The organism is Bacillus sp. FSL H8-0492 (assembly GCF_038006145.1).
GTDB classification, from domain to species: Bacteria; Bacillota; Bacilli; order Bacillales; family Bacillaceae_G; genus Bacillus_A; species Bacillus_A mycoides.
Genome location: NZ_JBBOUP010000001.1, coordinates 1,312,538 through 1,326,272, shown reverse-complemented (window position 1 = coordinate 1,326,272; position 13,735 = coordinate 1,312,538). Strand labels below are relative to the sequence as shown.

The window sequence follows — 13,735 nt, the reverse complement described above, 5'->3', positions numbered from 1 at the left end:
CCTTCCTTGTACGCGCTCATCCACGCTTGGTCCACCATATGATAAAAATGAGTCCAGTAAAGGAGGTTTGTTCATGTATCCATATTATCAACCGATCCCAGTTCGTTCAGCACCTTTTGGCCCAGCAGGCGACTCACGCTTCTTTCCATTTTTCGGTGTTCCATTTCTAGCTGGAATTGCTGGAGGATTGCTCGGTGGAGCATTAGCTTTCGGGCCTAGACCGTTTTATCCGCCTTATCCACCGCCTTTCCCACCACCAGCACCTTTTCCTTGTTACGGAGGGCCTTGTCAACAACCATACTATTATTAATTTAAACCAACCATTCTTCTAATGTTTTTCTCTCAACGAACCAACTCATCACACGCCTATAATAAAAACTATTCTCTCTACTCATCCTTCCATTTTGAGAATATATGAGTAGAGAAAAAAAGTAAAAACCTCTTAAATTCAATAAGAGGTTTTTACTTTTTTCACACTATTCAGCGTCTGTATTTTGATACGCCATCTTAAATAAATTCACTTGGCTATCAATTTCTTCTATACTACTATTAATTATATAATAATAGTCACCATCTTTATTTTGTTCACGTGTTTTCACATTATCAGCTAAAACCAGCTGTAAAATTGCCTTTATTCTCGCTTTCATTTCAATATCTAAAATTGGGAAGGATATTTCTACTCGTTTTTCCATATTTCGCGTCATCAAATCAGCTGAAGATAAATATATTTTTTCATCTCCATTATGATGGAAATAATAAATACGACTATGTTCTAAATATCTTCCAACAACACTAACTACACGAATATTTTCACTTACATTCGGAATCCCAGGTCTTAAACAACATGTCCCTCTAACGATGAGCTCTACCCTTACCCCAGCTTGTGATGCTTCATACATTTTTTTTATTAATGGTTTATCTGTTAACGAATTCATTTTAGCGATAATATATCCATTTCCATATTGTCTATGATAACGGATTTCCTCATCTATTAACTCCATAAACTGCTCTCTTATATCAAACGGGGCAACAGATAAATGATGAAAATGCGGTTTTTTTGTATAACCACTCAAATAATTAAAGAAATTTGTTGCATCTACACCAAAGTCTTTTCGCGATGTAATATATCCAAAATCGGTATACAACTTCGCTGTTGCATCATTATAATTTCCGGTTCCAAGATGTACAAACCTTTCAATTTTTCCGTTTCTTCTTCTTACAACTAACGTAATTTTACTATGCGTTTTCAAGTGACTTACTCCGTAAATAACGTGACATCCGGCCTGTTCCAATTCTTTAGCCCAATGAACATTATTCTCTTCATCAAACCTTGCCTTTAACTCAACCAATACCGTCACTTGTTTTCCTTTTTCAGCTGCTACCTTCAGCGCCTGAATTATTGGAGAATCTCCACTTACACGATATAATGTTTGTTTGATCGCAAGTACATTCGAGTCATCTGCCGCATCACGGACAAAATCAACGACTGGCTGAAACGACTCAAAGGGATGGTGTAATAAAATATCATGTTCTATCGCTTTTTCAAATACATCTTCCTCATCACCTAAATCTTGAGGAGGTTGAGGAATAAGAGCCGGATATACTAGATGTTCATATAAAGGCGCTAATTTTTTATATAAGGAGAATAAACATGTTAAATCTAACGGTCCATCCATCATGTACACATCTTCATCTTTTACTTCTAACACATCATACAATAACGCTAACACTCTTTCATCAATGTGTTCTTTACCCACTTCTAAACGAACGGCAGCTCCCCACTTACGCTTTTTCAATTCTTTTTCAATTACTTTTAATAAATCGCGTGCACCTTCTTCATGGATCGTTAAATCCGCATTACGTGTAATACGGAAACGAGTAACAGGTGATACGTTATATCCTGTGAATAGTTTATGAGTAAAACCACTAATTACATCTTCTAATAAAATAAATTTATGTTTTTGCCCTTCACTCGGTAAAAATATGAAACGCTCCAGTAATGAAGGCACTTGTACAATTCCTAACTTCGTACGATTTTCTTCCTCAGCCTGTTGCTCATCATATAAAATAGTAGCTAAATTCAAACTTTTATTTAATAACATTGGAAATGGACGATACGCATCAATAGATACAGGGGTTAAAACCGGAAATATTTGTTCATCAAAATACTCCTCGATAAATTCCCTTTGCTCTTTCGTCAAATCATGAAATGTTAAACGCTCAATCCCCTCTAGTTCAAGCGCTGGCAATACATAATTTTTAAACGTTTCATACTGCACAGTCATTAACTCATGCGATTTTATCGCAATCTTATTTAACTGTTTCTTTGGTGTTAAACCTGCTTTATTTTCTGGCTGATTAAATCCCGCACTTACTTGATCTTTCAAACCTGCTACGCGCACCATAAAAAATTCATCTAAATTCGAACTAAAAATACTAATAAACTTTAGTCTTTCTAATAGTGGATTATTTTCATCTTGCGCTTCTTGTAGTACACGTTCATTAAATGCTAGCCAGCTTAATTCACGATTATTATAATACGCTGTATCATTTAAATTTACTAAATTCCCCTTTAGCAATTCCATTCTCTTCACACTTCCCTTTGAAACTTTTTCACTATAATTTAGTTACTTTCATTTTATCAAATTACAATATTCCAAAGTGTTAATTTTCTGTAAAGACATCCGTACAACTTAACGTTTTGATTCGAATGATAAGTGAATATTTGTTTTCAATACTCTTTCTAGCTGCTTTTTTTGTTTTTCAGCTTGTACTTTTTCTGCTAATGCCGATTGCTCACATAAAATTCTAAACGTTAATCCTTCTTTATTTTCTGTTATGGATATCGTATCAACAAGCGATCTTTGTCTTACATTTAAAGCAGCTGAAAATTGTAAAACAGCGCCTAATAGGCGGATTTTTTTTTGTTCGCTTTTATCAAACCAACCTTCAAATGGAGATAAATGTTGTTTAAATAGCATTTTTGATTTATAAGATGCAATAAGCGCTAACCTCACTCGATCTTTATGCATCATGCCGTCAATTGTTTTATTTGCCAATAAATAAAACGTGTGTAAACGACTCGCTTCTTCGTCTATATATTTTCCAATATTAAATACTTTCGCTGCTTGATGGAATGCTTCCCAGTCTTTTATTGAAACAGAAATCAGTCCCATTTCTTCGAGTTGTTTACAAATCAATCTTCCATGTTTAATAAGTTGAATGACAAATTCCATATCCATTTCATATTCGTGTGATAACAAATGTAAGCTTTCTTCAACTACATTCGGATAATATGAAATCCCTAAATCTTTCGTCAACTCTTCATAGAAAACACCTTCTCTTAATCCTTTTTTGCTTAATACAAATGCCGTTACTTCTGTAATATTTACAAGTTTATGAAATACTTCAACCGCTGGAATAATTGTATCAGCTCGATCTTTTGCCAATCCTTCCATTTTCTGAAGTTCGATAAACGATTGTTTTTCCAATGCACCTTTTACATTTTCAATATCTTCTTCTTTCATTTTGTATAAATGTACTCCCGCTATAGGATAGTTTGTTAAATTTTGGTGGATTTTCGCTAAGTTTCTCGCACTACCACCAATTGCAATAAGAGGCAATTTCTTATCAATTAACCATGGTAACGTTCGAAATTGACACTCTAAATACTCTCGAATTTCCTCTAATTCATCTTTAGTAGGAATATCACCTTTAATAAATAGATGTTTTAAAGAAAGCGCACCAAAAGGAAAACTATGATACTCTAAAATCTCTCTATTTTTAATATATGTAACTTCCGTACTTCCGCCACCAATATCTACTGTTATTCCTTCCGAAAACGAAGTAGAATTCATAACTGCTAAATAGCCGTAACGTGCTTCCTCATATTCTGATAATACTCTAAGAGTAAAGTCTGTTTGTCCTTCAACAAGTTTTTTAATCTCCTCTTGATTCTCAGCCTGTCTAATTGTTGCCGTTGCAACACAAAGTACATGATGCAACTGATGGAATTTTGTACTTTCTTGAAATTGAAATAATGTTTGTAACAATACTTCTTTACCTTCTTCATTCAAAACACCATCGATTAAATAATTTCTTAACCGAGCAACCACTTTCGTATTTTCAATTTCTTTATAAAAACCTCCATTTTGCTTTTCATAAATAACTAAACGCATTGTATTAGATCCAATATCTATAATGGCATATTGTAATTTTAATATTTCTTTCAAACTTCTCACTCTTTCATTATCAAATTTCTGAAACATATTCTATCACTATTATACAAAATAGTTGTTTTTTGTAACAATATTGCTTTAATATTGAAAATATATACAATTACTTTTTGCATATAATAAAAACCCATTTTATTTATGCTATAATAAGGAAAAATTGAAAGGAGAGTCAATATGAAACCTTCACAACCACAATCTCCATTGCATAATCAACATTCTATTAATAGACTAGCTCAATCTATTTTCGTTGTGAATCGTCATGCTAAAGCTGCAACTAACCCTAAGTACTTATATTGGTTAAAAAAGACTGCTTTAGAACGCTTAATTACTGAAAAAAAGGCTATCAAAGAAGGATTACATTTTTCTAGAAATCCACGTTTTAGTCAACAACAATCCGATGTTCTTATACGTTTAGGTGATTATTTTTTCCATATCCCTCCTACGAAAGATGATTTTCGCACCCTACCGCATCTTGGTCACCTTGAATCCTCCTATCGAAATCCGAAAACAACCTTATCTTTAACAATAGCAAAAAAAACACTTCAAGATTATATTGGTCCTGAAGCATTAAAACAGGAAAAAAAATTAAGCGAACCAGTTCCATGGTATAGCCGTACCTATACAAAAAAATAAAACAGTTTGGCCTAATATTAGGCCAAACTGTTTTATTTTTTATCTTCCTTAATTTTAATATTAGCTTGTTTATAGAATGCAACTTTTTCTGTATTATATGATTTCGTATATTCATTAAACTTATCTTTTTCTGTCTCAATATCTTTATATGCTTGGTTTACTACCTTTACTTTCTCGCTAATATCTTTTAATTTTGTACCTTTATCTTGTAGCATTGTATATAATTCTTTTTCTTGCTTTAAAGATTTATTATAGCTATCGTACATCTTTTGGAATGAATCATGTCGTTTCTCATAAGTACTCTTTACTTTATCAGCCTGTTCTTTTAATTTATTATCTTCAATTTTCTTCACATGCTTATCAGCTGACTTCACTTCTTCTTGCGCTTTATTTAACGCCTCTTTTTCTTTAATAAGAACTTTTTCTCGTTCAGCTGTATTTTTCACCGCTTGATCAAGCTTATCCTTAACAGCCTGATTATTATCTTTTCCTTCTTGGACAATTTGATTATATAATACTTGACCCTCTTTCTCTAATGACTCTAATTTTTTCGCATCTTCAAACATTGTTTTTTCTTGCTTGGCAGCATTTTCAAATGCAACATATAGCTCCTCTTCTGGTTTTGGGCCAAAACAACCAGCTAGTAAAGTCATTGATAATGCAGTTACAATTGCTAATTTATTATATTTCAACATCTTTTCCCCCTATTAATAAACGACCATCGTGCCAAAAATCCCATGAAAAACATGTAACTTCGTTAGCTATTTCACGCTCGCATCTTTTTACGAAGATCATCAATAATTATTTATACTGCTTGTACAATTTTCGTACTTAAAATTATGTAATGTCTTAAAACATAAAGGTATTTTCCTTAATCTTACCTACTGCAAGAAACACTATAATGTTTCACCTGATAAAAGATGATCGTTGACCTCTCACGTCTATCATTCCCTTTCTCACTTTCTATCAAATAACCTCTTTGTCCATTTTACATAGTGCAAAGGGGACCTCGCAACTCTTACAAAGATTCTTTTAATTTCTTAAAAAGGAAAAGTGTAGAGCATGTTTTCCTCTACACTTTTAAACTGAAAACATTGTGCAAAATGCATTGACACATCCACACACAATTATATGCTGATTTCATATATTTTTAAAGACTTTTGTTACAAAAAAAAGTTTTCTTGTAACAAAAGACAAAAAAATGTTACAAAAAATCTTTATATCATACTTCTTTAAATCAAAGTTTCATTCATGACTTTGCAAGTTTCTATAATTATACAATTGATTTTGTGCCTTTCTAAACAAATCTTCAAAAGTTTTCCCTTCTATAGGATAACTTGCAGCCCCAAATAATAGTGTGACACTTAATAAATCATTCGCTATTTCATTTTGAATATTTTTGATTAATCTACTTGTTATTGTTGACTTTTCATAGCCATTATCAACAGCTACGATAACATATTTATTTTCATCCCACCTCGTAACTACATCGCCTTTTCGAACTGTCTTTAAAATTGTACGTTCTACTCTTTGGACTAGCTCATCTAACTTTTTTTCTTGCACTGTTTCTTTTAATACATCCCATTCTTTTACGGAAAGAATATACACTGTAATATTACGAGAATCTCTTTCTGATAAAGCAGCTACTTTTCCAAAAAAATCAACGACAAAATCGTTATTCGTCATTCCTCCTACTTCAATATTTACACGCGTATTCGTTCTTTTATCGTACCAATGTCCAAAATAATAGCTTAGTATCATTTGCAATATATAAATAATAAAGACGGTTAAAAATGATCTCGAATCTAGCTTAGCAATTACATCCTGAAGTGCAATCCATTCTGTAACCGCAACTGTGTTCCCAAGTAATAACCCACTAATTTTCCCTTTATGTTTCATACTCTCCCCCTTTTATACCAATATATGTTTCTATAACAATAATGTTTTTCTATAAAATAAAAAATGTACATATTTAATGTACATTTCTACTTAAGCTTGTATACCTTTTCTATTTTATTTCATATATATACTATATATCGTTTTTAGGAAGGAGTGACCTATATGCCTCAAAAAGAAAATCTATTAGATATTATGCGCTTACTAGCTGGCTTTTTGTTATCATTAAAATTACTATTTAACTCTTTCGGAATAAACTTCATTACAAACGATCAAATTGACGCTATAGTAAATGTTATTTCATTTCTATTCATTCTATATTTTGGATACAAAAATAACTATATTGGAAAAAAGGGAGTGGAACAAAAGAAATTACTCAAGAAGCACAATCTTCATTAAAGAAGGAACCTTTCGCACAGGTTCCTTCTTATCATTTTCTGACAACCACTTCATTTGTTTGTAGCGGTCCATATGATACACCTTTATATTGAAATGTATATGTAGCCTGAAATAATGAATTGGGAGGAGCTTTATCTTTATTTGCTTTTATTTGACAAATTAATTCTACCTTTTCATTCGGTGATAAATTATCGATTCGCCACCTTACAAGCTGAAATAAAAACTCACTTATTCCCTTATCTGCTTTTAAAGAGTTTGGGATATACGCGAAATAATCACGAATCATATGACTTACAACTACTCGCGAAATCATTTCAACGCCTTTATTTTCAACTTCAAGTCGAATAATTAGTATGTCATTAACATCATAGATCATCTCATACGAAAATTTTTCTTTATACATACTACGGATTTGCAATGTGACTGCTACATCGGATGCTTCCGTGTCCTTTTTAGAACCATCAATCCACAAAACCGGCTGTAACGGTATAGAATACCTTCCTTGATCCGAAATTCGTTTCCATATTTTCATAATATATTCACCTCATTCCAGATATATCATCTATACAACTGTATTCTGCCTCTCGATGCAATGAACTACACTTAGAAAAAATATTTAGCTTGTTACAAATCATATTAAATTTTTCTTTTCCTTTTATCCTATTCGACAATATAAAGAAAAAACCATTTTTAATAGGTTGACACAGGTTATACTTTATTAAATATTTTTTTACAATTTCCTTCCTTGACTACATAACAAAATAAATTCTTACTCTCTTTTGGTCAATATAATAAAGTGAAACTTTAATCAGTGGGGGTTTTGTCCATCCCCCACTGATTATTAGCTTTTACCAATCGGGCTTTAACGGGCAGTTAAAGCGGGATAAAATAATTTGGCGGTAGAAAACATTTGCCTTTTAGTCAAATTTGACTATAATATAATTTATGATTTCCATCCTTTATATCATGTCAGTGCAATTTTTTATAAAATGAAGAGGAACTATACAAACTGTACATAAAGTTTTTTTATGCATTGCACTAAAAAACTTAAGTTAGTTTAATTTTTATTAAAGGAGGGCTACTTTTGGAAGCACAACTATCAAAAAACGATTCAAGTAAAACAAAATTTGTTGTTGCTGGTTTACTACTTGGTATTCTAATGGCAGCAATGGATAACACAATCGTCGCAACTGCGATGGCAACGATTGTCGGAGACTTAGGAGGGTTCGACAAATTCGTTTGGGTCACATCCGCCTACATGGTAGCAACAATGGCCGGAATGCCTATTTTCGGTAAGCTGTCTGATATGTACGGACGGAAACGCTTTTTTATTGGCGGATTAATTCTCTTCTTATTTGGTTCTGCACTTTGCGGGACAGCATCAAGTATTGAACAACTAAGTATTTATAGAGCCATTCAAGGAATTGGTGGCGGCGCTCTTATGCCTATCGCATTTACAATTATGTATGATATATTCCCGCCTGAAAAACGAGGAAAAATGACCGGACTATTTGGTGCTGTTTTCGGAACATCTAGTGTTTTCGGACCTTTATTAGGTGCTTACATTACAGATTATATAAGTTGGCACTGGGTCTTCTATATTAATATTCCGTTAGGACTTATTTCCTTCTTCTTCATTACTAAATACTATAGCGAGTCTCTAGAATATCGAAAACAAAAAATTGACTGGGCTGGTGCTATTACGCTTGTCATTAGTATCGTTTGCTTAATGTTTGCTTTAGAACTTGGTGGTAAAGAATATGCATGGGACTCTAATGTGATTATTGGTTTATTTTCAACTGTTGTTATTCTGCTTATTATTTTCTTCTTCGTAGAAAGAAACGCAACCGAGCCTATTATTTCTTTCCATTTATTTAAAAAACCTTTATTTGCAGCTAGCCAAGGTGTTGCCTTTTTCTATGGCGCAGCTTTTATCATCTGTACAGTTTATATTCCAATCTTCGTTCAAGGTGTTCTCGGTGGTTCAGCCTCAAATGCTGGGTTAATTTTGACACCTATGATGGTGGGATCTGTAATCGGAAGTCAAACTGGTGGACAATTAGCTTCACGAACAAGTTATCGTAACATCATGACAGTATCTGGAGTTTTCTTCGTTCTTGGTATTTATTTACTAAGTACTTTAACTATGGAAACACCTCGTACACTCGTAACAATGTTTATGGTGCTTGCTGGACTTGGAGTTGGATTCTCCTTCTCAGTTTTAAGTATGGCATCTATCCACAAATTAGAAATGAGAGATCGCGGTTCTGCTACATCCACGAACTCATTCTTCCGTTCACTTGGAATGACCCTTGGCGTCACGATTTTCGGTACGATTCAAAATCATGTTTTCACTGATAAATTAAAAGCAGTCTTCCCTCCTGAACTAGAAAAAATGGCTCCTAAAGGTGGAGACACAAGCTTTTTATTATCACCAAATGCTACTGAAAAGCTACCTCCTGAAGTACTGAGCGGAATTAAAGAGGCTCTTGCAACATCTATTGCTAATACATTTTTCTGGGCACTTATCCCAGCTACGCTAAGTATAATTTGTATTTTACTTATGGGAAATGAACGTCTTTTAACAGGACCAAAAACAAAGCAAAAACAAAAACAAGTAAGCTAATATAGAAAAACGAAACGGTATATCCCTTTATGAAAGAGGATATACCGTTTATAATATATATAAAGTTTCTATATACAGGAGTTGAGACAGCATGAGCATGAAGTTAGTCATTCTCGGCTTGTTACTCGAAGGAGATAAACATCCCTATGAAGTGCAGCACATAATGAAAGAAAGACAAATGGATTGTTATATTAAATATGCCAAGGGATCGCTATACTACGCCTTCGAGCAATTAGAAAAACAAGGTGCGATTAGCATTACCAATATTGTTAGAGATACGAATAGACCAGATAAAACAATCTTCCATATAACAGAGGAAGGAAAAGCCCTTTTCCACACCTTATTATTAAAACAATTTGAAGCGAAAAACCAAATATATAAACCTATTTATTCAGCGCTCTCTTTCGCTCACTTTAGCGACGAACAAGCTCTAGTTCCTATTTTGAAAAAAAAGAGAGATGATACAATGCTCTATTTACATACAATGCAAACGATATATGATCATAATAAACAACTAGTTCCTCGTGCTCAACTATATATTCTACAAAGCGTCATTGAGCATATTAATGTTGAATTACGTTGGCTAAACACGCTCTTACAAGATGCAACTGCAGGTCGTCTTTCAGAAATAGGTGTAGATAATGATTAAGTTTTTCTAAAAGAGGTGCCTCCTCTTCTAGAAAAACTTAACACTATAATTATTCCTCGCAACTCAAAACACCATCATTTTAATAATAAATAAACATTAAAAAAACTTAATTTTCCGAATAAAAAGAAATGAAAAACTTTAGAATTTTCTTATTTTAAAACAGTGGACAAAATTCCGAAAATTATGTTAGAATTTGTTTCAATATCATATCGCTTGTTAAATTCCTTTCAAAAGGAAAATAGGTACACGAATATTTCACTTCGTGTTTAAAAGGGAAGTTTGGTGAAACTCCAACACGGTCCCGCCACTGTAAATGCTGAAATTTCTTTTTTGTGCCACTGTGAAAACGGGAAGGTGAAAGAAATTATATGAAGCATAAGTCAGGATACCTGCCTATTTTAACAACACTGATAGACTCACGGATGATGATGAGGTGTTAAGAACAAAAAGGAAGGCTTATTTTTCTATGCCTTTATGCTTTTTGTTATAGGTATTTCCGAGTAAACGGAAATGCTTACTTTCAATTAGGGAGGAATTTAAAATGGCAATTCAAACAAGTAACTTAGGTTATCCACGTATCGGACTACAACGAGAGTGGAAAAAAACATTGGAAGCTTTTTGGTCCAATAAAATTGATGAAGACCAATTTTTAACGACAATGAAAGAAATTCGCCTTCAACACGTCAAAGTACAGCAAGAAAAGGGAATTGAATTAATTCCAGTTGGCGATTTTACATATTATGACCACGTTCTGGATACGGCCTACATGTTAGGATTCATCCCGTCACGTTTTTCAGAGTTTACCTCTTACCTTGATGTATATTTTGCAATGGCACGCGGCTCTAAAGATCACGTTGCTTCTGAAATGACAAAATGGTTTAACACAAACTATCATTACATTGTTCCTGAATATGAAGAAGGATTACAAATCTCTTTAAAAGACAATCGTCCTCTTCGTTTATATGAAGAAGCGAAAAAAGAGTTAGGCGTTGATGGAAAACCAGTTATTTTAGGCCCTTATACATTCCTAAAACTAGCAAAAGGTTATAACGAAGAGCAATTTGCCACTATTTTAAAAGAGCTAGTTGCACCTTATGTACAATTATTCTCTGAATTACACGCAGCTGGAGCACAAATTATTCAAGTTGACGAACCAATCTTCGCCTCTTTAACAAAAGATGAAATTAATCAAGCGAAAGAACTTTACGAAGCTATTCATAAAGAGGTTCCAAATGCTAATCTTCTTCTACAAACATATTTTGACAGTGTAGAAGAGAACTATGAAGAAATTATTGCATTCCCTGTTTCTGGTATTGGATTAGACTTTGTTCATGGCAAAGAAGGTAATGTAAATGCTATTTCAAAATACGGATTCCCAGCTGATAAAATTTTAGCTATCGGTTGTATAGATGGCCGTAACATTTGGAGAGCTGATCTTGATGATGTACTTTCTTTATTTACAACATTACAAAATCAAATCACAGCAAAAGGTTTAATTGTTCAACCTTCTTGTAGCTTATTGCATACTCCAATTGATAAAACGGAAGAAACGCACTTAACAAGTGAATTATTTGATGCACTTGCATTTGCTAATCAAAAATTAGAAGAACTAGTCCTTATCCATTCTGCTCTTACTAAAGGTGTAGAAAGCATCAGTAGCGATTTAACAACATATCGTAATGCACATCATGCAATCCGCTCATCAGCTGCACGTAATCGTGAAGATGTAAAAGTGGCACGTACATCACTTAAAGAAGATGATTTCTCACGTCCTCTTCCATTTGAAAAACGATATGAACTACAGCAAGTAGCTTTACAATTACCGTTGTTACCAACAACAACTATTGGTAGCTTCCCGCAAACATCTGAAGTTCGTCAAACACGTAAACAGTGGCGTAACGGCGATATTACAAATGAACAATATAATCAATTCATTGAAAAAGAAACTGCAAAGTGGATTCGTTACCAAGAAGATATTGGTCTTGATGTACTAGTACATGGTGAATTCGAAAGAACTGACATGGTGGAATATTTTGGAGAAAGACTTGCTGGTTTCTCCTTTACTAAAAACGGATGGGTACAATCATACGGTTCTCGTTGCGTAAAACCACCTGTTATTTATGGTGATGTTGCCTTTATAAGTGGAATGACTATTAAAGAAACTGTATATGCACAAAGCTTAACAGAGAAAGTAGTAAAAGGTATGCTAACTGGACCTGTCACTATTTTAAATTGGTCATTCGTTCGAAATGATATTTCAAGAAAAGAAGTTTCATATCAAATTGCATTAGCACTTCGTCATGAAATTGAGTTACTTGAATCTTCCGGAATTAGAGTAATCCAAGTCGATGAACCTGCACTTCGTGAAGGTATGCCGTTAAAAGAAAAAGATTGGGATGCATACATTACATGGGCAGTTCAATCATTCCTTTTAGCAACATCTTCTGTAGAAAATGAAACACAAATTCATACTCATATGTGTTATAGTAACTTCGAAGATATTGTAGATGCAATTCGAGCGTTAGACGCAGATGTTATTTCTATCGAAACATCAAGAAGTCATGGAGAATTTATTAATACATTAAAGCATACAACATATGAAAAAGGAATTGGTCTAGGGGTATATGATATTCATAGCCCACGTGTCCCAAGTAAAGATGAAATGTTCACAATCGTAGAACAATCTTTACAAGTATGTGACCCTAAATATTTCTGGATTAATCCAGACTGTGGTTTAAAAACACGAAGAACTGAGGAAGTTATACCTGCTTTAGAGCACATGGTTCAGGCAGCAAAAGACGCTCGTTCTCTCCTAAAAACAAACGCATAATAAAAAAACGTGTTATCCTTCAAAAAGGATAACACGTTTTTTTATTCTACACTCTCAAAATAGAAGTCGTATTGTACTTTATACAATTCATCGTCTGATGGCTCTTCAAGAGGAGTTGCCTGCAAGACTATCATATATTCCCCGTTCGGAATAGGAATATGATATTTATTAGAAAGAATACTTGTTATATATACTTCTTCATTCTTCACTGTGAAAGGAACTGATATCGTTCTAACCACTTCTTCTTTCTCAATATGATTTCCACAAGTAACTTCCACTTCACAAGTATAGTCAGAGATTGCTTCAAAAATAATAGCTCCATCCACCTCAGCATAGCCTCTTTCAAAATCTTCAGGAGTCCAATCTACATAAGGCTGCTGACCATCATAGTTCATTATCATTAATTGCGAATATGAAATTGTTAATTCCATAACTATCCCTCTCTCCACTATGAAATGTATGCCAAT

The 13,735-nt window shown here is 33.5% G+C and carries 12 protein-coding genes and 1 riboswitch; of the genes, 6 read left to right on the top strand and 6 right to left on the bottom strand.

The window, feature by feature from the left end:
* The first annotated feature begins 73 nt into the window (after positions 1-73).
* Positions 74-310: a hypothetical protein gene (locus tag MHH66_RS06855; protein ID WP_002014830.1), complete on the top strand. Its 237-nt coding sequence runs from the start codon at positions 74-76 to the stop codon at positions 308-310.
* Positions 311-476: 166 nt separating this feature from the next.
* Here MHH66_RS06855 and MHH66_RS06850 read toward each other — a convergent pair whose 3' ends face one another.
* Both MHH66_RS06850 and MHH66_RS06845 read right to left on the bottom strand, forming a co-directional pair.
* Positions 477-2,585: a polyphosphate kinase gene (locus MHH66_RS06850; RefSeq protein ID WP_002014829.1), complete on the bottom strand. Its 2,109-nt coding sequence runs from the start codon at positions 2,583-2,585 to the stop codon at positions 477-479.
* A gap of 108 nt (positions 2,586-2,693) precedes the next feature.
* Positions 2,694-4,268: a Ppx/GppA family phosphatase gene (locus tag MHH66_RS06845; protein ID WP_078184370.1), complete on the bottom strand. Its 1,575-nt coding sequence runs from the start codon at positions 4,266-4,268 to the stop codon at positions 2,694-2,696.
* Between the two features lie 141 nt (positions 4,269-4,409).
* On the opposite strand from MHH66_RS06845, the gene MHH66_RS06840 reads away from it, so the two are divergent.
* On the top strand, positions 4,410-4,868 hold the full coding sequence (locus tag MHH66_RS06840) for a YkyB family protein (protein WP_002014827.1): 459 nt from the start codon (positions 4,410-4,412) through the stop codon (positions 4,866-4,868).
* Between the two features lie 32 nt (positions 4,869-4,900).
* Here MHH66_RS06840 and MHH66_RS06835 read toward each other — a convergent pair whose 3' ends face one another.
* Together MHH66_RS06835 and MHH66_RS06830 are read right to left on the bottom strand one after the other, a co-directional pair.
* Positions 4,901-5,563: a YkyA family protein gene (locus MHH66_RS06835; RefSeq protein WP_002014826.1), complete on the bottom strand. Its 663-nt coding sequence runs from the start codon at positions 5,561-5,563 to the stop codon at positions 4,901-4,903.
* Positions 5,564-6,113: 550 nt separating this feature from the next.
* Positions 6,114-6,767 (bottom strand): diguanylate cyclase domain-containing protein, encoded by a 654-nt coding sequence (locus tag MHH66_RS06830; protein ID WP_078184371.1) that lies wholly within the window; start codon positions 6,765-6,767, stop codon positions 6,114-6,116.
* Positions 6,768-6,929: 162 nt separating this feature from the next.
* Between MHH66_RS06830 and MHH66_RS06825 the strand changes: the two genes are divergently transcribed.
* Positions 6,930-7,163: a phage holin gene (locus MHH66_RS06825; RefSeq protein ID WP_002014824.1), complete on the top strand. Its 234-nt coding sequence runs from the start codon at positions 6,930-6,932 to the stop codon at positions 7,161-7,163.
* Positions 7,164-7,194: 31 nt separating this feature from the next.
* On the opposite strand, the gene MHH66_RS06820 is transcribed toward MHH66_RS06825, so the two are convergent.
* Positions 7,195-7,695 carry a hypothetical protein gene (locus MHH66_RS06820; protein ID WP_002033821.1) on the bottom strand — a complete coding sequence of 167 codons (501 nt, stop codon included), beginning with the start codon at positions 7,693-7,695 and terminating at the stop codon, positions 7,195-7,197.
* A gap of 552 nt (positions 7,696-8,247) precedes the next feature.
* Here MHH66_RS06820 and MHH66_RS06815 point away from each other — a divergent pair.
* From MHH66_RS06815 to metE, 3 genes are all read left to right on the top strand, one after another.
* The gene (locus MHH66_RS06815) at positions 8,248-9,789 is read left to right on the top strand and encodes an MDR family MFS transporter (RefSeq protein WP_002014821.1); all 1,542 of its coding nucleotides are present in this window, start codon (positions 8,248-8,250) and stop codon (positions 9,787-9,789) included.
* Positions 9,790-9,880: 91 nt separating this feature from the next.
* The gene (locus tag MHH66_RS06810) at positions 9,881-10,438 is read left to right on the top strand and encodes a PadR family transcriptional regulator (RefSeq protein ID WP_002128898.1); all 558 of its coding nucleotides are present in this window, start codon (positions 9,881-9,883) and stop codon (positions 10,436-10,438) included.
* 223 nt (positions 10,439-10,661) lie between these two features.
* Positions 10,662-10,849, top strand: a riboswitch (cobalamin riboswitch).
* Between the two features lie 130 nt (positions 10,850-10,979).
* On the top strand, positions 10,980-13,268 hold the full coding sequence (gene metE / locus MHH66_RS06805; protein WP_078184372.1) for a 5-methyltetrahydropteroyltriglutamate--homocysteine S-methyltransferase: 2,289 nt from the start codon (positions 10,980-10,982) through the stop codon (positions 13,266-13,268).
* 41 nt (positions 13,269-13,309) lie between these two features.
* Here the strand turns inward: metE and comJ are convergent, their stop codons facing one another.
* Positions 13,310-13,699: a competence protein ComJ gene (comJ, locus tag MHH66_RS06800; RefSeq protein ID WP_002088359.1), complete on the bottom strand. Its 390-nt coding sequence runs from the start codon at positions 13,697-13,699 to the stop codon at positions 13,310-13,312.
* Between the last annotated feature and the right edge of the window lie 36 nt (positions 13,700-13,735).

What these genes read in the sequence shown, in the direction of transcription:
- MHH66_RS06855 (WP_002014830.1), top strand. Translation starts at nt 74, where the DNA reads ATGTATCCATATTATCAACCGATCCCAGTTCGTTCAGCACCTTTTGGC.
- MHH66_RS06850 (WP_002014829.1), bottom strand. Translation starts at nt 2,585, where the DNA reads ATGGAATTGCTAAAGGGGAATTTAGTAAATTTAAATGATACAGCGTAT.
- MHH66_RS06845 (WP_078184370.1), bottom strand. Translation starts at nt 4,268, where the DNA reads ATGTTTCAGAAATTTGATAATGAAAGAGTGAGAAGTTTGAAAGAAATA.
- MHH66_RS06840 (WP_002014827.1), top strand. Translation starts at nt 4,410, where the DNA reads ATGAAACCTTCACAACCACAATCTCCATTGCATAATCAACATTCTATT.
- MHH66_RS06835 (WP_002014826.1), bottom strand. Translation starts at nt 5,563, where the DNA reads ATGTTGAAATATAATAAATTAGCAATTGTAACTGCATTATCAATGACT.
- MHH66_RS06830 (WP_078184371.1), bottom strand. Translation starts at nt 6,767, where the DNA reads ATGAAACATAAAGGGAAAATTAGTGGGTTATTACTTGGGAACACAGTT.
- MHH66_RS06825 (WP_002014824.1), top strand. Translation starts at nt 6,930, where the DNA reads ATGCCTCAAAAAGAAAATCTATTAGATATTATGCGCTTACTAGCTGGC.
- MHH66_RS06820 (WP_002033821.1), bottom strand. Translation starts at nt 7,695, where the DNA reads ATGAAAATATGGAAACGAATTTCGGATCAAGGAAGGTATTCTATACCG.
- MHH66_RS06810 (WP_002128898.1), top strand. Translation starts at nt 9,881, where the DNA reads ATGAGCATGAAGTTAGTCATTCTCGGCTTGTTACTCGAAGGAGATAAA.
- metE (WP_078184372.1), top strand. Translation starts at nt 10,980, where the DNA reads ATGGCAATTCAAACAAGTAACTTAGGTTATCCACGTATCGGACTACAA.
- comJ (WP_002088359.1), bottom strand. Translation starts at nt 13,699, where the DNA reads ATGGAATTAACAATTTCATATTCGCAATTAATGATAATGAACTATGAT.